Genomic DNA, 18407 nt, shown 5'->3' on the forward strand with positions numbered 1-18407 from the left:
TTGTTGTGGTGGCTTCGACCGAGGTCGTCGTTCTTCCTGTTCTTGCTTTTTTCTATCTACCTACCTACTGCCCGTCGGACTTCAGGCGCGCCATCTGCTCTTCGTAGGCCTCCAGGAAAGCCTTGCCGAAGAGGCTGTGGAAGTCGTCCTCCGCCTCGCTCGCGATGCCGCCGTAGAGCGACACGAACTGGTCCCACAGCTTGGCCTTGCGGTTGGCGCTGAAGAGCGCGTCGAGCGCCGTCTTCGCGCTGATCTTCTTCTCCAGCTCCGCCGGCTCGAAGCGCGCGATGACATGGGCCAGCGCGGCGCGCATGCCCACCATCACGCCGAACTGATGCGCGCGCAGGTCGTTGAAGGCATCGCGCATCGCGGCCTCGGGCGGCATGAAGCCGCGCACACCGGGGCCCAGCAGATGCGCCAGCGCCACCTCCACCGTGGGCGAGAACTTCAGCGGGTTGTTGGCCTGCGCCGCGATCATCGTCACCTCGGCACGCACCTCGCGCTTGAACTCCTGGCGCGTGAGCAGCAGCTGCAGCGTGCCCTCGGTGGCGCTGCGCAGCATCGAGCCGATGCGCTCCATCAGGCCCGGCGTGAGCATCTCGGGCGGCTGGTGCGTGCTCGCGAGGCCGCGCAGGAAGGCGGCGAGCAACTCGTCGTCGCTGGCCATGCGTTCCGGTGCGGATGCGGTAGGACGTGGAGCCGGTGCAGGCGCGGGAGGCCTCAACGGCTCCAGCGGCCTGCCCGGGCCTTCCGGCCCGCTGATGCGGATCGGCTGGCCGGTCATGTCGTCGAACTGCGCCAGTGCCGGCGGCGCGGGCACGGGTGCGGGCGCCGGGGCCATCACCGGCGCCGGCGGAGGCAGCGGTGCCGGCGGCTCGACGGCCTTCGGCGGCGTGAAGCCGAACTGGTCGATCGGCAGATGGTCAGGCCGCGGCGTGGGCGTGGCCGGCGCCGCCTGCTGCAGGGCCGCGAGCGGATCGGCATTCGACGCGGTGTTCGGCTGCAGCAGCGGATCGGCCAGCGGCGACAGCGCAAGCGGGTCTCCGCCGATGCCGCCACCACCACCGCCCATGCCACCGAACAGATCGTCGATGTTCGCCGCCTTGCCATGCGCGGGCGGCGCGCCCAGATCGGAGAAGTCGTCGAGCGCGCCCATGCCGGCCGAAGGCGTCGACGACGGCGAGGGCCCCAGCAGGTTGGCGAAAGGATCGACCTGCGCAGCCTGCACATTCCGCGAGCCGCTTTCCATCGGATCGGGGAAGAGCAGCGAATCGGGCAGCGCGGCCGCTGGCGACTGGACAGCAGGCTTGGGAGCGGCCGCGGGCGCAGGCGGCGGAGCGAGGCCCGCGAGCAGGTCGGCGAAAGGATCGTCGCTCGACGAAGCCGCCGCCGCGGCAGATGCTCCCGCAGGCGCCCCGAGCACCGTGTTGGGAATGGCCAGCGAAGGCGGCGGCGTTGCAGCAGCGGCCGTCACCCGCACCGTGAGCTCGAAGCTGCCCACCACCAGCCGCGCCCCATCGGTCAGCGCGGCCTCCTTGCCCGAGCCCAGCGACACGCCGTTGCACTGCATCGGGTTGCTGCCCCGGTCGATCACGAAGTACTGCCCGTCGCGGCACAGCACCTGCGCATGCACGCGAGAAACCGTGCGGTCGGGATCGTCGAGCACCAGCGTGTTGGTATCGGCCCGCCCGATGGTGCCGCCATTGGGGCCGAAGTCCGCCGCGATGGACTGCCCCGCCGGAGCGCCTTGCCGGGTGATGACAGCGATATGGATCATGAATCGGCCCCCGAAGGCTCTGTGCCTGAATGCGCCCGAACAAACTCGCAAGGAGTATTCATTCCGTGGGGCATGTTGGCAATCTCGCCTTAAGAGGTATGCCATTGCAGCCAGGCTGCGATGGCGGTGAAGATGAGGGCTATGAGGAGCCAGGTGCGGGTGGCGGGGTCCTTCGAGCCGCCGCGCAGATGTCGCACTTGCCGCGCGCCCGCCGCGATCAGAAAGACGACCGCCAGCGCCGCGAGGATGTATTTCGCCGCCATAGGCGTACTCGCCTCATTCCTCGGGCATCTGGGTCAACCACCGCTCCTGCCTCCAGGCAGGGGCACTGGTTGGAAACAGTTGCGTTCCGGGTCGCAGCAGGCAGAGATACGTCGCCGCTGCTGCCCGTTGGCGCTGGCAGCCTCCACGCAATACACGCAGGCAATGCGACCAGGAAGGCGCCGCCCCCATGAAGCTGCGCTCGCCGGCAACGGGATAGCGCGACGCATTGGCCTCCCACCAGCTCAGCAACCCGACAGGATCCGGCCAAGGCAGGCCTTCGTCTTCGTCCATGGCAACGTCGATGGCCTCTGGGTCGTCTGCGTCAGAAGCTTCCGCGCCTTGCATGGGCTTGATCTCCAGGTTGTTCCACGCCAGATCGATTCCGGTGATGGTCGTAAAGGCTTCACCCGCCAGCCGCGCGAGGAGGGGATCGGCCATCTGGGCGATGAGCCACGGCACGGCATGCGCGTCACCGACAACGCCCACAGCGCGGATCGCGTCACGCATGCCTTGCGGCTCCGCAATCAGCGATCGCAGCAACGGCGCTGCGCGTGCCGATCCGACTAGCTTCAACAGCAACGCTAGAGCAGGTGTCCGGTAGTGGCCGCCGGGCACGCGAACCGCGTCGAGCAGCACAGGGATCGACTTGTGGCGCTCCCCAAGCAGCACGGCCGATCGTGCGGCCCAGAACCGGCAAGCCATGTCCTCATCATCCAGCGCGCCCACGCAGTTCGGCAACAGATCGCTACGACCGCAGTCGCCTGCAGCCTGCAACGCCTGTGCCCTCAGCAATACGCTGGGATCGATCATGGCGCTGGCCAGCATGTTGCCGGGGTCGACCCGGTGAAAATCGCAAGCCGCAATGCCGACAGACCTGAGCAATGCTTGTGGCGACGCCAGCAGGTTGCCGACAATGCCGCGCAGCGACTGCGCCGACACCCAGCCGACAGCGAGCGCCACCGCCTCCCGCGCATCTGCGACAGCCTCGGCCAGGGCCAGAAGATGCGCAATGCGCCGGTCGTCGCGATTGTCGAGCGCCAGTGCAAAGGACGTGAACACCTCGCCGGGCCCGAGGTTGGCAAGCGCCTCGTCGGTGGCCCGGCCTCCAGCTTCGCCCGCCACGCCCAGACCGTCGAGATGCGCAGCCAGGCGATCGTCGAGCCTGCGCAGGTGGTGCAGCTTGACGTGGCCCGCGCGCACCATGAAGAAACGCTGCCCGCAGAGCAGCGCCGATTCCTCGGCATGGCGCGTCACGACGAGTGGAACAAGCTCGGGAACGAAGGCGTCGGCAATGGACGGAGAGGCGACCGCACTCATGGCATCGACTCCCGATTCAATCGTAGGTGCGCCAGACGGTGCCGTCGAACGATGCGACGTGGGCGCGCCCTACCGACCAAAGCACGCCTTCGGCCACTGAAAGGCTGTAGCAGGTGGCCGGTCCGCTGTCGCCGAAATCCACCGGCACTAGCGTGTCGCGGTCCAATGTGTAGAGCGCCGACATAGTGGCCACGTAGAGGCGGTCCTGAAACCAGCACAAGTCCCATAGGTCGGCCGTGACTTCGTCCTGCCATTGCACCAGCGACCACACGTCATGGCGACCGCGCAGCATCACCCCGCCTTGTCCCGCCGCATAGACCACGCCATCGCCCGCACAGCACACCGCGGTGAGGATCACGTTGGTGGGGCTCGCGCGCTGCACCCAGGCCGCGGCGTCGTACTGCCAGATCTCGCCACCCCAGCCGACGGCGTAGATCTCGTTCCTGGCGTAGCCGTCGATGGCCTCGAAACCGTACTTCTCGATGTCGTCGGCGCGCGGTGCACTGCGGTCGACCCACTGCCCGTCGAGCCGCTGGAACACCTGCCTCTTCATGCCGCAGGCATACACGCGCCCTGCGATGTCCTTCGCGTTGCGGATCATCACGGGCGGCGGCACGATCGCCTCTTCGCTCGAGTTGCCGCCGGCATATGTGACGACATCGCCGTCCTCTCCGACGAGCACCACGCATTCGTCCGGGCCGCGCGCGATCGCGACCCCACTCGCATCCCAGTCCGTATCGACGGCGTCGCTCCACAGCCCCTGGTCGACCGCCACCAGACTGCTGTGCGCGATCTCCTGGCCCACCAGCACGCGGCTCTTGCTGATGACGTAGACAAGATCGTGGAAGCGCGCCGCACCGCGCACGAATTCACGTGTATCGGAAGCTCGGGTGGTCATGGGAAAACTCCTTGGATTCAGCGAGCGGCTCGGCCGAACTTGGCCAGCGTGGCAGCGATGGTCTTCTTCAGTTCCGCGAATTTCGACATTTCGTTCTTTCCGGTGGGCGAATACTTGACGGCCTTGCGTTGATCGCCCATGCCCTTGTGGCCCTGCTTGAGTTGCGCCTCGATGCATTCCTTGCTGCACTGAGGTGCAACCTCCTTTGCTCCGGCGGCGCAGTGCGCGACCTCGGCGTTGAAAGAGCGGTGGTCGCCGGGCGACACCCCAGGCCCCGCCGTTGTCTTGTGGTGCGCGTGCCGCAGGCCGTGCGTGCCGGAGCAACTGCCGCCCTCGGTGCACATGCAGGGCGCCGTATCGATGTCGTACTTCTCCCAGCCGGGCATCTTCTTTCCGTTGCTCACCGAGCTCACGAAGAAGGAACTCTTCGGCACGATGTGGTCACCGGTCTGCGCAGGGCAACAGCCCGTGATGCCATCCCTTGGCTCCGCGTTGTACGGGGTAAGCCTGCAGCGGCGCGCGGCCGAACAAGGGTTTTCGCTGGCGTTGCGTGCGCGCGTGGTGGTCGCACCCTTGCTGCGCGTGAATGCGCTGCCGATACCCGCTTCCTCGCACACGTCCTTGCCGGGGCCGCCGGCCTTCTTCTTGTACCCCTTGCAGGCGGTCTTTTCCTGCTCGCGGTCCTTGTCGCACAGTGCTTTTATCTCGGCATCGGCCATCGAATCGACAAAGGGCCACGGAATTGATTCATTGGCAATCGGGCTGCCATGGTTGTTGGTGGTCTTGTCGAGGTGACGCACCGCGTTTTCGCCTTCGAACTTGACGTCCATCGACCAGTCGATGAAATACACCTTGCCCTTGTTCTTGCTGGACACCACGCCCTTCTTGGCGGCACAGCCGGCTTCGTCCCCCGTAGAGGTCTTGAAGTACGACTTGTTCTTCAGCATGACCTCCTGCCCCGAAATCTGCACCGTGCGGCTGCCGTCGGTGGTGTCGGAGGCCAGGCCGGTATTCGGATATGGCACGGGAACGCCTGGCGGCGTCGCGGGGTTCTCGGGTGGCGTCATGCAGACGTCCGGTGTGGCACAGATGGTCTTGCCCGCGCCAGCCTTGCAGGCGACCTCGCGGCCATTGGCGAAAACCTGGTTGGCCATGTCTGCTCAGCCTCCGCCCGCATGCCAGGAGAACACCATGGCTGCGCGCCGTCCGTCGTCGTTGCCCAGGTGCAGCAGCACGTTGTCGCCACGCGCATAGGCTTTCTCGCAAGCGACCTTCAGCACAGCGATCATCACTGCGCCGATGGGAGCACCGACCTCGCCGATGCAGTCGGCCGGATGCCAGACATCGAACTCGCTGCGCTTCGTGCGGTCGATGCGGCCAAACGCGAGTGTGGCCTCCTTGAACGCATACTGCCCGCCCGAGGCGTCGATGATCTTGAATTCGAGAATGCTCTCGCCGCAAGCGGCGTCCCGCAGCGACTGACGGATGGCCTCGGCAAGCCCTTCGGCGCGCAACGGCTCCTCGGAGTCGATGTGCGCGTGCTCCAGCGCAAAGCCCAGGCCACGGCACACCAGCTGCGGCCCGGCCTGCACGCCCATGGGCTCCACCAGCAGCGCCGCCGCACCCTCGCCCGGAATGAAGCCATCGGAGTTCTCGCTTGTCAGCAGCCTCTCACGTGCTTCGCAGTCGGCCAGCGTGGCGCCGCTCAGCATGCTGTCGGCCGCGGCTATCAACACTCTAGGGGCGTGTCCCTCGGCGATCATCCGACGGGCCTGCAACAGCGCCACGGCCACGGACACATGCCCCTGCGCAATCAGCGACGAGCGGACATGAAAGCGCAGCCCCAATTCGTCCTCCAGCAATTCGAAGAATCGGGCGTCGTCCGGCACTAGCCGACCTGGGCGGTCGATTTCGGGCAGGCACAGCAACAACGGAATGGCTTCGCAGTCCTCGCGGTCGAAGCCGGCGAGGCACTGCCCGATGGCACGCGCGGCCATCTTCAGCAGCTTCTTCTCGCCACGCCAGGCCAGAGCCAATGGCACCTCGCAGCCCATGATCCACTCGCCACTGGTGTCTCTGAAGCCGGTCTGCTGGAAGTTGTCGATCGCGCCGCGAATGGCCGCGCACGCGGCGGCAGTGTCCAACCCCACCCCGGTGACGAGGCCCGCGCGACCGATGACGATCGGGACCACGCTCACACCTCTTCTTCCGCCGCCTCGCGCCGGGTCCGCACCAGGTCGGCGAGCGACGGATGCCACTCCTTGCCCAGTTCGCGCGCACGCCACCAGCCGCTCGACATGCGGCCGGCAAGGATGTTGGAGATCTCGAAGATGCTCTTCTTCAATGGCAGCGTGGCCCGCCATGCGAGCGTCACGAAGCCCTGATCGGCATCGATTGCGATCGTGTCGAGCGTGGCCTTGATCTCCTCGCAACCTCCCTTGCGCCGGAAGAAAGTCACCGGTACTTCGCGGCGCGGCAGGCGGAAGCGGGTCTGTCCCTCGGGCCTGAGATTCATGAGCACGACCTCTTCGTCGCCCAGCGGAAACCCGATCTGCTGGTCGGCTGGCGCGGCTTGATAGTAGGCCTCGTCGAAGTCGGACGGCAGGAAGGGAAAGGTATGGTCGATCCACGCCTGGTCGTAGGTGCCCGCATGCGGCAAGCGCTCGGCCCAGCCGCGCCCCAACGGACCGAGTGCCATCGGCGCGAAGGTGCCGTCGGGCGCATCGACCGGACGATCGATCCCTTCCGTGTTCGGCAGCGGTGCGCCGTCGAGGTATCGGGCCTGCAGGTGACGGTGCCAGCCACGCCCCACGGGGTTGCGCATGTATGCCCCGTGCTGGTCGGGGTCTTCATGGCGCGCGTCGACGCCACCGAATGCCACGTCATAGGAAATGCGCTTCGTGACGAAGGGCTCCGGTGCCGAGGCATGCGCGCCCGACAGGCCACAGAACCATTGACGGTCACCTGTAACCGCAAAGGCCTTTCGCCAGCTGCCGATCCGAGCCCCGACCAGCACACGCTCGGCCGGCTCGCCATGCGGCGCGTGTGCGCTTCCGGAAACCAGCACATCGCAGCGGTGCTTGCGCGGCGCGAAGTCCACTTCTTCGGCCGGAGCCGAGTAGCCGGGCTCGCCCGTGAAGGTGTCGGCCACGATCAGCGGCCTCTGCACCATATGCGGCTGCAGAACGACTTCACCGTCGCGGGTCGATTCGGGAATGGCGAAGGTGCCTTTCACCACCACGACCAGCAGCTCTCGCCCGGAAGGCTCCACGCCCTGCGTGTAGCCCACCGTCATCCCGGTTGAATTGACGACTTCCATGGCCTGAGTCCCGCTTTCGTTCTCGCGATCAGTTGATCTGCACCGCCGCGCCCTTGACCCGATTGACACCCGTCGACCGGCTCAGCACATAGCTACCCTGAATCAGCACCTTCCCCGCACGCGTCAAGGTGATGCTCGCCTTGCCGCAGCGCAGCACCATCTGTGTCCGCGCGCTGACGAGAAGACGCTCACCGTCGGCATCCACTTCCACCTGCGCAAGCGCGGGCACCTCTGCCTGCGGCCAGCCGGCGGCACCGCGCAGCACGCCCATCACGATGGGCCTGGCCGGGTCGGCCTGCTCGAACATCAGCACCACGGCACGGCCGATGTGCGCGGCGTGCAGATCGACCACGCTGCGCGCGCGCAGTGCCGCCGTGCCGGGCTGCCCCTCGAACACGACAAGGGGCGTGCTTCCTTCATCTGCGATGGCTACCAGCTCGCCGACGACGGTTGCGTGCCACGGCCCCACGATCACCTCCTGGGCGACGTTCGCCGCCAACTGCGCCTCGATCAGGTCTCTGCCACTCATGGTTGCTCTCCTCGCATGAAATCAGTTCTGCAAAATCTTCGAGCCCTTCATCACGATGTCGCTGCTCGCCTTCGCGTTGATCTTTCCGGACGCATCGATCGTGATGTCCTTCCCCTTGATCACGATCGTCCCGTCCTTCTTCATCGTGATGCTTGCGCTGCCCGTGGTGATGGAGATGGAATCGCCCGCGTCGATCACCAGGTTCTTGCCCACGGAAAGAGAGTCGTCCTTGCTCACGCTGGTGGTCCGGCCCGAACTCACGCTGCGCGATTCGTCCGCCCCCACGTTGGTCGAAAGGTTCGCCCCCACGTCCACCGACCGGTTGGCGCCGATCGTGCTCGACTGGTTCGCGCCCACGCTGATCGTCTGGCTCGCGCCCACGGTCACGGCCTGCATCGCCCCCACCGTGATCTCCTGCGCCGCACCGACGGTGATGGTCTCGTTGATGCCCACCGTGTGCGTGCGCTGCAGCGCCACCGTCGCGCTCTCGCTCGCCCCCACCGTGATCGTTCGGTTCTGCCCGATGGAGATCGTCTCGTTCAGGTCCACGGTCTCCGTGCGGTTCTGGTGGATGGTGATGGTCTCGTTCTTGTCCACCGTTTCGGTGCGCTGGCCGTGCACGGTGATGGTTTCGTTGTTGTCGACCGTCTCGGTGCGGTCGTGCTTCACGTGCGTGGTCTCGTCGTGGTCGACGGTCTTGGTGCGGTCGTGGCCCACCCAGTGCGTCTCGTCGTTCTCGACTTCGATGTCCTGGTTCTTCTCGGCGTGCAGGTACACCTGCTCGGAGCCCTTCTTGTCCTCGAAGCGGAACTCGTTGCAGTTCGCCGCGCTGCCCTTTGGCGTGGAGCGTGTGCGAAAGCCGCTCTGCGTATGGGTGCCGAAGGGAATGGGCTGGTCGTCGTTGTAGACGCGCCCCACGATCAGCGGGCGATCGGGGTCGCCGTTGAGAAAGTCGACGATCACCTCCTGGCCGATGCGCGGGCAGAAGTACCCGCCCCAGCCCTTGCCGGCCCAGGGCTGCGACACGCGCACCCAGCAGGTCGACTTCTCGTTGCTCTTGTCATAGCGGTCCCAGTGGAAGTGCACCTTCACGCGGCCGAAGTCGTCGGCATGGATCTCCTCACCCGAGGGCCCGACGACGATGGCCGATTGCGGCCCCGGCATCACCACGCGCGGCGTGAGGCGCGGCGGGCGGAAAGGCATGTCGACCGGAAACACCGTCAGCAGGAAGGCGCTGGTGCCCGGGTGGCCCGCATCGAGCGAAGGCATGCGCGCGGCCATCGCCTCGAAGGCGGGCAGCGTGTCGGCCAGCACTGCATCGTCGGCAAGCGCCTCGCGCAGCAGCTGCGTGGGCGGCACGCGCGGCTCCTCGATGTCCGCGCCTTCATAGCCCGGATGGCTCGCGACGAAGGTGCATGCGGCGATCACGTAGTCGCTGTCGCGCGTGCCGTCGGGGTCGTTCTCGAACTTGAAGCTGCGGCCCGCAGCCACGTCGGGCCAGGGCGTGAGCGCCCAGTGGCGCTGGCGGCGCGCGCCGATCTCCTCGCCGCGCAGCTTTCCCTTGTCGTCGGCGTCGCCGCCGTTGAAGTAGCCGCCCGCGAACTCGAAGGCCTCGAACTCGGCCAGCTCGTGCTTGTCGGGCGTGCCGCCTGCCGCTTCCAGCTTCTTCTTGATCGCCTTGAAGTCGCTGTCGGTCGATGCGTACTTGCCGGTGTCGAACTGCCGCTCGCTGACCCAGCGCGAGATCTCGTTGAAGCGCGCCTCGGCCGCCTCGCTCGACACATAGCGCAGCGTGCCGGTGGCGGGCAGCTTGTCGTGCGCCATGTCGCTGGCGTCCGACATGTGCATGGTGCCGGGCGCGTCGTGCGCGTCGAACCAGTAATAGATACCTTCGTCTTCCAACAGCCGCGATAGAAACTGATAGTCGCTTTCCTGGTGCTGCACGCAGTAGCGGCGCGGCTTGTGGGTGCCGACCACGTTGTCGGTGCGGGTCTTCTTGAAGCGCTTGATCGGGCTGTCCTCGAACACCGCGTCGAGCACGTCGAGCACCGGCTTCTCCTGATGGATGCGCGAGTTGCTGCGCTTGGTGAGCAGCCAGAACCACGAGCGCAGCGTGAAGCGGTACTCGTGATAGCGCCCCGCGTGGCCCGCGCGCACGAAGCGCACCGCATGGCCCTGGCAGTGCCGCTCATGCCTGCCGCCGTCGGCGTCCTCGAAGCCGATGACGATGTCGAAGGCGCGCCCGAGAATGTCCTTGGCGTCGATGGCCTTGTTCTCCGACAGCACCGTGAGTTCGTAGGTCGAGGCGCGCGCCAGTGCCTCGTGACCCACGATGCGCCAGAACATGAGCTCGTCCTTGACGGGCGAGTCGCTCTCGATGCGGAACTCCTTGTCTGCCATGAATGGCTACTCCCCTTGTTCTGTACGAGCGGCGCTCTTTCCGCGCCGCCAGGACGTCGGCCGTGTGCGCTAGGGCGCCAGCAACAACACCAGCGGCTGGCTCGGCACTGTGCGCACACCCGGACAGTTGGTGCTGTTCTGCAGCGACACGCTGGTCAGCCGCGACGCGGGCATGCCCATCAGCAGCACCGTGAAGGCGCCGGTGAGGTGGCGGCTCGGCCCCATCACCGTGCCCGAGGCCACGCCCAGCAGCACGCCGGAGTTGTCGCCGTTGGTCATCGGGATGGTGGTGCCGAGGTTGTGGGCCGGACCGCCCATGATGAGGATCGTGGGGCAGTTCGGAATCGCCATGGGACCCATGGCGATGTTCGGGTACGGCACCGGAATCGGCGACGGCGCGGCGGGCGTGATGCAGACATCGGGAAAGCCCATGTCCGTGCCCATCAGCTGGCAGTTGGCGAACATCTTCTGTTTCTCCCTGCTCGTTCGTTCCTCCGGCGCCTCAGCCGAAGTGGATCTGCGCGCCGCGCGCCTTCACCAGCTCGCGGCCGTTGACCAGCGTGTGCTCGCCTTCGATCCGCATCAGCTGCTTCGCCTCGCACTCCACATGCGTGGCCGCCACGCGGTCGATGCCGTCGGTGGTGCGCAGGTAGTGCCTGCTGAAGTGCTGCACGCGGTCCATCACCGATGAGAGCACCGAGCCCACGAGCTTGAGGCTGGTGCCGACCACGCTGAGCTGGCGGCCGACCACGTCGGCGGTGTCGGTGGCCAGGCGCGTGCGCCGGGTGGCGATGTCGAGCTCTTCGGCTGCCAGTTCGATGCGTCCGCCCTCGGCGGCGATGCGCATGCCGGTGCCGCCCTCGCAGCTCACGACATTGGCCGTGCCCTCTTCCCGCTGCAGCACGGCCATGATCCAGACTTCATCGGGCGCGATGCGAAGGCACGCCACGCTGTCGCCCGCCGCCGGCTCCAGCAGGCAGCTCGCGGCGCGGCGTGCGCGCAGCTTCAGGGCGCCGCTGGCAACGACCTGCCGGCCCTTTGCATCGGTGCCGAGAATGCCCACGCACCATTCGCCGGGAATGGCCTTCGCGGCCTGGCTCTTCCTGCCGGTGCGCGCTTTCGTCAGCGTTGAGGTTTCGTTGTTCATGATGGCGGGTTCCTCCGTGTTCGTCATGTCAGGCGACCAGCGGCTGCCAGCGCTCGGCTTGCGCCAGCTCGGGGTCGGTCTCGAGCGCGCGGGCGCGGTCGCTCATCTGGGCGTTTTCGGTGATGGCGGCATGCAGCACGGTGCGCAGCATGGTGGCGCGGCGCAGGTCGGCCGTGCTGAGGTCGGCGTGGCGGAAGTCGGCGTACGTGAGCTCGGCGCCGCTGAAGTTGGCGCCCTGCACTTTCGCGCCCGCGAAATGGGTCTGGTACAGGTCGCAGCCGGCGAAGCTGGACTGCGGCAGCACGGCACCTGTGAAGAGCGCCTGCCGCAGCCGGGCTCCAGAGAAGTCGACGCCCTTGCCCGTCGCCGCGCAGAAGATCGCCGACGGCGCCACCGCGTTCGCGAACTTCGCGCCATCGAGCGTCGCGCCCTGGAAGTTGCACTGCTGCAGGGTGATGCCGCTGAAATCGGCGCCGCTCAGGTCGGTCGACGAGAACTGGCAGCCATTCAGGTCCAGCCCGGCGAACGACATGCCCTTCAGCGAGGTCTTGAAGAACACGTTGCGCAGCATCCGCGCGCCGGTCCACGTCAGGTGCGAGAGATCGCATTCATTGACGGTGGTGTATTGCCAGCTGGTGTCGTCGGCGCAGACGTCGAGCAGGACCGACTGGGTGATCACCGCGGAGTCGAGCGGCACGCCGCGCAGCACGGCATGGTCCAGCCTGCAGCGAGTGACGGTGGCCATCGTCATCGCCGACTGCGCCATCTGCGCATGCGTCAGGTCGCACTCCGTGAACACGGCGCCGTGCAGGTTGGCCTCGCGCAGGTCCACGTGATCGAGCTTGCAGCGGTTGAAGACGGCCTTGCGGAGATTGGCGCCAGACGCGATGGCGCCACGCAGGTCGCAGCAGTCGAATACGGCTTCGCGCAGATCGGCCCCCCGGAAATCCGCTTCGGCGAAATTGACGCGCGAGAAGATCCCGCCGCCGAGCGCAAGGCCTGCGTAGCGTCCCTTGCGCAGGTCGAGGCCTTCCAGCGCCTCGCCGACGCTGACTGCAATGGCCAGGAGGTTCGGGCTCATGCCGCCGCCTGCTGCTCCGGGGTGAGCCGGGGCCAGGTGCGCGCCCGCTTGAGCAACGCCCCGTCGAAGTTCGTCGAACCGTCGAGCCGCACCCGCCCGAGGTCTGCACCGAAGAGATTGCTGCGCCGCAGGTCGGCCCCCCGCAGATCCGCCGACTGGAAGATCGCGTCGCTGAAGTTCACGCCCGACAGCAGCGCGTTCGAGCAGACGGCCTTGCGCATCAGGGCGCCCTTGGCACTGGCGAGCCGCAAGTCCGCGCCTTCGAGCCGGGCTTCGCAGAGGTTGGCGCCATCGAGCACCGCACGGATCAGCCTGGCGTCCCGCGCATCGGAGGCACCGAAATTGAAGTTGCGCAGGTCGGCCTGGCTCATGTCCGCACCGGCCAGGCTGCTTCCCTTGACCGCCACGGTGCCGGCGCAGCGCGCCGCCATCAGCTTCGCGCCGTCGAGCTTGCTGGTCACGAAGGTCGCGTTCTCGATCTTCGCCGCATGCATGTCGACGCCCGAGAGATCGGACTCGATGAAGTTGCACACGGACAGGTTCGCCTCCGGCCACCTCATGCCCTTGAGGTCCAGCTTGTGGAAGACCTGCCCGCTCAGGTCTGCACCGGCCCAGTCGGCATCGCCCCATGTGGTCTGCAGCAGATTCGCCTTCGCGAAATTCGCGCGCCGCATCTGGGTACCGGCGAACGCGCAGTACATGAGCGTCGCCCCGCTGAAGTCGGCGTCGTCGAAGACACCGCGAGCCAGCCGCGCCTTGCCGAGGTTGGCCCTGGCGAATTTCGCGCCGATGGCGATCGCGCCTTCCAGGTTCGCATGCGCCAGCACTGCGCCCGCCAGGTTGGCGCCGGAGAGATTGGTATTGGAGAGGTTCGCGTTTTCCAGCCACGCGCCTTCCAGGTTCACTTCCCGCAGGTCGAGGCCCGAGAGATCGGCACCGGTGAGATCGATGCCCGCGAAGAACCTGATGCCCGCCGCGCCGGCGCATGCCATCTCGCCGCGCAGCTTCGCGGCATCGCCAGCCGGCATCGGGAAAGCCGGCGGCTGCATGTGCGCGGACTGCAGATAGCCTGCGCGATGCGCGTCCTCGATCTGGCACAGCTTCGGGTAGATCGGCGCCAGGTTGACGGGCCGAGTTCCCATGGCCGCCTGTGCCTGCATTTCCGCCATGTGCCTGTCGGGGTCGTACTTCGGCGGACCACGGTGCTGCAGCCGGGCGAGATCGATCTTCTGCTCCTGCGACATCGCCAGCGCCCGCTCGACGAGCGTGACCGCATCCTCGACCGCCGCCCACTGCTGGGCCTCGGCCTCCTTCATCTTCTTCTCCAGGTAGGGCGGAAGCTCGTCACCGACCGGAACCTTCTCCCGCGGCGGCATGCGGATTCCCAGCGCATCCGGGTCCTTGCCCATGGCAATGGCCTTCTCGCGCGCGAACGCCACATCCATCTCGGCACGACGCCGCTGGGCTTCGCCCTGCAGGCCTTCGGTGCCGAAGGGTGCCTTCGCGGCCTCCACGTCCGGATCGGCGGTGCTCACGCCTTCCGGGAGCAGGTCGCTGTCGACGATGGCATAGATCGGGCCCAGCTTCGGGTCGGCCCGCTTCGCCGCGGCGTCGAGATAGTGGGCGTCGGAGCGGATCTCGCCGATGCGCTCGACCGCGCCCATGAGGCTGACCACGTCCGAGCCGTCGTCGGTACCGACCTCTGCGAGCCCCTGGAAGATCGCGATGCAGCGTTCGGCATGCGGGAAGAACCACACGGTGGTCAGCCGTAGCGGCACCTCGCGCACCTTGGGCTCGCCCACGGCCATCCGGTAGCCGACGAACACCCGCGCCCGCATGCCCGGCAGGCGGCCTTCTATGAGGCGCTTGTGCGGGTGCATGTTCTCGAACGAGAACGGCTCGTCGCCGGCGAGCGCCGCGCCCATCCACTGGTCGGGCGGCGCCAGGTTGAAGTAGCGCCAGTCGGTGTCTGGCGCGAACCCCGGCGCATGCTGCTTCAGGTAGTCAGCGTCGTAGGTGCCGCGGTATTGCGCGCGCTGCGGATGCATCACGTCCAGCGCCCCCATGCCGGCCGGTGCGATGGCCTGGTCGGGGCGCAGCAGGCGGTCATGAGGCAGTTCGATGTTCGGCAGCCATGCCACGCCATCGATCTTCTGCCTGCCCCGCCCGCCGGGGTTGAGGGGAAAGTCCGCGCCGCCGTAGGCCCTGGACCAGTCCAGTGGCATCTCCGGGAAAGGCCGGGCCTTGCTCGGACCGGATCCGTCCCAATACCGGTCGCCGAGCACCAGCAGCGTCTTTTCCTGAGCGCCGAACCGGGCCCGCACGGCGCAACCGTCATTGCGGTCCGGCGGCGGGAATGCCTTGCCGTGCACCAGGAACTCCGGCGTGAGCTTGGCCACGCCCTCGTCGATGAGGGGTTGCGCCATTTCCTTCCCGAGGAAGGACCACATCGACTGCTCCGCCCACAGCGTTCCGCGCTCGCCCTGTGCGAACGGCAGGTGCAGGCAGGCGCTGATGCTGAGCCCGAAGCGCTTGCGGAATTCGATGGGGCGCGTCGACAGGCCGAGCGCCTGGGGTTTGAGGACTTGCATGGTCGCTTGGCGCCGATCCCTATTCCCAGTCGTCGTTCGGCGGCACCCCTCCGTCCAGCGGATCGGATGGCGGCGGCGGCGGCGGTGGCGGCGGCGGCGGCGGCGGCGGTGGCGGCGGCGGCGGCGGCGGCGGTGGTGGCGGTGGTGGCGGCGGTGGTGGCCGCGGCGCAGGGGGCGGCGCTGGGGGCGTCGGGCTCCACTCCTGTGTCGGCTCCGCGGGCGCGCCCACCCCGGGCGCCGGCGGAGGCGCGGGTGGCGCCGGCGGAGGCGGGGGCGGTGCGGCGGAACCGTCCGCATTGACCGATTCGTCGGCCGCCAGGCGTTCGCCGCCTGTACCGACACCGGCGGCGCCCAAGGCGCCGACGATCAGTTCGCCGCCAGCGATGGCGACAGTGCCGATCACCGGAATGCTGCCGATCACACCTTCCATGCGACGGTTGCGCGTGATCGCACCGAGAGAGCGCAAGCGGCCGGCAAGTCCAGGCAGGTGCGCGGCATCGGCTTCATTGGCGGCGTTGTCCAGCGCATTGGCAGCGTCTGCGTATTGCTTCAAGGTCGCCGCGACATCGGCATCCGCGCTGGCGAGGCCCGCAACAGCCCCGAGGAGGCCGGCGACGGCAGCCCCGCCGGCTCCACCGGCCCCGGCGCCCGGGGTGAACGTATGCAGCGCAGCCTGCTCCACATCGACCGGAAAGGCCTGAATCTCAGGCGCGAGGCCCGACGACAGCTTGACGCCCAGCGCGGTATCGATCGCCACGCCCCCGAAGTTGGAAATGGCGATGGCCAGCGCGTTGTCGATGCTCATGCCCATGAAGGTCGAGCGCGCTATACCCAGGTTGGCTTCGCTGTTCGTGCCGATGTAGCCACTGGTGTTCGGCCCGAGGATGGTGGTGTTGGAGCCGACCGAGGTCGCGTCGATGCTGCCCACCGCCATCATCTCGATGCCGGTGTTGCTCATCAGCTTGATCTTGTTGGCCATCAGGTGCAGCGGTCCGGTAGGCACCGTGATGTACTTCGAGCTCGAGCCCGTCACCATCCAGTCGATGTGCCCGGCCTCGAAGCTCATCTTCGCGGCCTTGTACGTGACGTTGCCGCTGACGGTGATGGTCTGGTTGCCGATCACGTTGCGGGTTTCGCCGGCACGCGAAGTGTCGGTGCGCGCGCCGGTCACGTCGCTCAGGCTGGTGCCGGTCACCATGGTCTTGTCGTTGCTGTCGACGAAGGTGGTGCGGTCGCCCACCACCTGGTTGTTCTGCTTGCCCTTGACCGTGTTCTTCTGGTCCACCACCACCATGTTCGTGTCGTTGCGCGTCACCGTGGTCTTGCGGTCGCGGTCCACGTGGTTGGTCTGGTCGCGCTTGACGGTGACGCTCTGGTCGCGGTCGATGGTGGTGGAGTCGTCGCGCTCCACGCTGCGGCTCATGTCCAGCTCGGCGTGGATGTTGATTTTTTCCTCGCCCTTCTTGTCCTCGAACATGATCTCGTTGTAGTTCGAGGAACCGCCGCCGGGGGTGGAGCGGGTCTTGAAGCCGCTCTGCGTGGGCGACTTGTAGGGAATGGGCTGCTCGTCGTTGTAGACGCGGCCCATGATGATGGGCCGGTCGGGGTCGCCGTTGAGAAAGTCGACGATCACCTCCTGGCCGATGCGCGGGATGAAGTAGCCGCCCCAGCCCTTGCCGCCCCATGGCTGCGATACGCGGATCCAGCAGGTGGACTTCTCGTTGCTCTCGTCGTAGCGGTCCCAGTGGAAGTGCACCTTCACGCGGCCGTGGTCGTCCACGTGCAGCTCGTCGCCCTTGGGGCCGACGACGATGGCAGTCTGCGGGCCCGGCATGGTCACGCGCGGCGTGAGGCGCGGCGTGCGGAACAGGCGCTCGACCGGCATCACGGTGAGCAGGAAGATGCTGCTGCCGGTCTGCGCGGCCGAGAGCGCGGGCGTGGCCGCGATGATCTCTTCCAGCACGGGCAGCGTGTCGGCGTTCACCGCGTCGTCGCGCAGCACGTCGGCCAGCGCGGCATGCACGGGCTGCGCGAGGGTGTTGCCGCTCACGCCCTCGTAGCCGCGATGGCTGGCGACGAAGGTGCAGGCGGCGATCACGTAGTCGCCATTGCGCGTGCCGTCGGGGTCGCCCTCGTACTTGAAGCCGCGCCCAGCCGTGACGTCGGGCCAGGGCGTCACGGCCCAGTGGCGGTCGCGGCGCGCGTTGAGTTCGTCGCCGCGCAGCTTGGCGCGGGTCTCGGCGTCGTCGCCGCTGAAGTAGCCGCCGGGGAACTCGAAGAGCTCCAGGCTCGCGAGCTCGTGGTCGTCCGATGCGTCGATGTCGGCGCCCAGCTTCTTCTTGATGGCCTTGAAGTCGCTGTCGCGCGAGGCGTGCTTGCCGGTGTCGAACTGGCGCCCGCTCACCCAGCGCGAGATCTCGTTGAATCGCGGCTCGGCGGCGTTGACGGCCATATGGCGCAGGGTGTCGGCCGCCGGCAGCTTCTCGTGTGCCATGTCGCTGGCGTCCGAAAGATGCATGGTGCCGGGCGCGTCGTGCGCGTCGAACCAGTAGTAGATGCCCTCGTCCTCCAGCAGGCGCGAGAGAAACCTGTAGTCGCTTTCCTGGTGCTGCACGCAATAGCGGCGCGGGTTGTGCGTGCCGACCACGTTGTCGGCCTTGGTCTTCTTGAAGCGCTTGATGGGACTGTCCTCGAACACCGCGTCGAGCACTTCGAGCACCTTCTTCTCCTGAAGGATGCGGGAGTTGGCGCGCTTGGTGAGCAGCCAGAACCACGAGCGCAGCGTGATGCGGTATTCGTAGTGCCGCCCCATGTGGCCGGCTCGCACGAAGCGCACCGCATGGCCCTGGCAGTGGCGCTCGTGCGTGCCGCCGTCGGCGTCCTTGAACCCGATCACCACGTCGAAGGCATGACCGAGGATGTCCTTGGCGTCGATGGCCTTGTTCGTCGAGATCACCGTGAGCTCGTAGGCCGACGGGCGCGCCAGCGCCTCGTGTCCCACGATGCGCCAGAACATCAGGTCGTCCTTGGCGGGGGAATCGCTCTCGATGCGGAACTCGTTGTCGGCCATCTTTTTCTCTTGGG

At 67.2% G+C, this 18407-nt stretch carries 14 protein-coding genes; all 14 read right to left on the reverse strand.

Annotation, left to right across the window (positions count from 1 at the left end; all coding sequences use genetic code 11):
* Positions 1–64: 64 nt before the first annotated feature.
* The 14 genes from tagH to AC1VNX_RS31560 all read right to left on the reverse strand — a co-directional run bounded on the left by tagH (position 65) and on the right by AC1VNX_RS31560 (position 18393).
* A complete protein-coding gene (gene tagH / locus AC1VNX_RS31495; RefSeq protein ID WP_483161448.1) occupies positions 65–1777 on the reverse strand; it encodes a type VI secretion system-associated FHA domain protein TagH in 1713 nt (570 codons plus the stop codon).
* An 89-nt stretch (positions 1778–1866) separates the two neighbouring features.
* On the reverse strand, positions 1867–2040 hold the full coding sequence (locus AC1VNX_RS31500; protein WP_483161449.1) for a hypothetical protein: 174 nt from the start codon (positions 2038–2040) through the stop codon (positions 1867–1869).
* Between the two features lie 13 nt (positions 2041–2053).
* Entirely contained in the window at positions 2054–3358 is a 1305-nt protein-coding gene (locus tag AC1VNX_RS31505) for a TIGR02270 family protein (protein ID WP_483161450.1), read from the reverse strand.
* A 16-nt stretch (positions 3359–3374) separates the two neighbouring features.
* The gene (locus AC1VNX_RS31510) at positions 3375–4256 is read right to left on the reverse strand and encodes a beta propeller repeat protein (protein ID WP_483161451.1); all 882 of its coding nucleotides are present in this window, start codon (positions 4254–4256) and stop codon (positions 3375–3377) included.
* Between the two features lie 17 nt (positions 4257–4273).
* A complete protein-coding gene (locus tag AC1VNX_RS31515) occupies positions 4274–5410 on the reverse strand; it encodes a PAAR-like domain-containing protein (protein ID WP_483161452.1) in 1137 nt (378 codons plus the stop codon).
* Between the two features lie 6 nt (positions 5411–5416).
* Complete coding sequence (locus AC1VNX_RS31520) at positions 5417–6448, reverse strand: hypothetical protein (protein WP_483161453.1); 1032 nt, start codon at positions 6446–6448, stop codon at positions 5417–5419.
* 2 nt (positions 6449–6450) lie between these two features.
* The gene (locus tag AC1VNX_RS31525; protein WP_483161454.1) at positions 6451–7575 is read right to left on the reverse strand and encodes a DUF2169 family type VI secretion system accessory protein; all 1125 of its coding nucleotides are present in this window, start codon (positions 7573–7575) and stop codon (positions 6451–6453) included.
* Between the two features lie 28 nt (positions 7576–7603).
* Entirely contained in the window at positions 7604–8104 is a 501-nt protein-coding gene (locus AC1VNX_RS31530) for a DUF6484 domain-containing protein (RefSeq protein WP_483161455.1), read from the reverse strand.
* Between the two features lie 21 nt (positions 8105–8125).
* Positions 8126–10504: a type VI secretion system Vgr family protein gene (locus AC1VNX_RS31535; RefSeq protein WP_483161456.1), complete on the reverse strand. Its 2379-nt coding sequence runs from the start codon at positions 10502–10504 to the stop codon at positions 8126–8128.
* Positions 10505–10573: 69 nt separating this feature from the next.
* Positions 10574–10969 carry a DUF4150 domain-containing protein gene (locus AC1VNX_RS31540; protein WP_093301714.1) on the reverse strand — a complete coding sequence of 132 codons (396 nt, stop codon included), beginning with the start codon at positions 10967–10969 and terminating at the stop codon, positions 10574–10576.
* A gap of 37 nt (positions 10970–11006) precedes the next feature.
* Positions 11007–11651, reverse strand: a complete 645-nt coding sequence (locus AC1VNX_RS31545; RefSeq protein ID WP_483161457.1) for a DUF3540 domain-containing protein — start codon at positions 11649–11651, stop codon at positions 11007–11009.
* Between the two features lie 28 nt (positions 11652–11679).
* Positions 11680–12732, reverse strand: coding sequence for a pentapeptide repeat-containing protein (locus AC1VNX_RS31550; RefSeq protein WP_483161458.1), 1053 nt, complete (start codon positions 12730–12732; stop codon positions 11680–11682).
* Positions 12729–15323 carry a DUF2169 family type VI secretion system accessory protein gene (locus AC1VNX_RS31555; protein WP_483161459.1) on the reverse strand — a complete coding sequence of 865 codons (2595 nt, stop codon included), beginning with the start codon at positions 15321–15323 and terminating at the stop codon, positions 12729–12731. The genes AC1VNX_RS31550 and AC1VNX_RS31555 overlap by 4 nt, the downstream gene beginning before the upstream one ends.
* Before the next feature lie 19 nt (positions 15324–15342).
* Positions 15343–18393 carry a type VI secretion system Vgr family protein gene (locus tag AC1VNX_RS31560; protein ID WP_483161460.1) on the reverse strand — a complete coding sequence of 1017 codons (3051 nt, stop codon included), beginning with the start codon at positions 18391–18393 and terminating at the stop codon, positions 15343–15345.
* Positions 18394–18407 lie beyond the last annotated feature (14 nt).

Source organism: Variovorax sp. TLI9-5A (assembly GCF_056867935.1).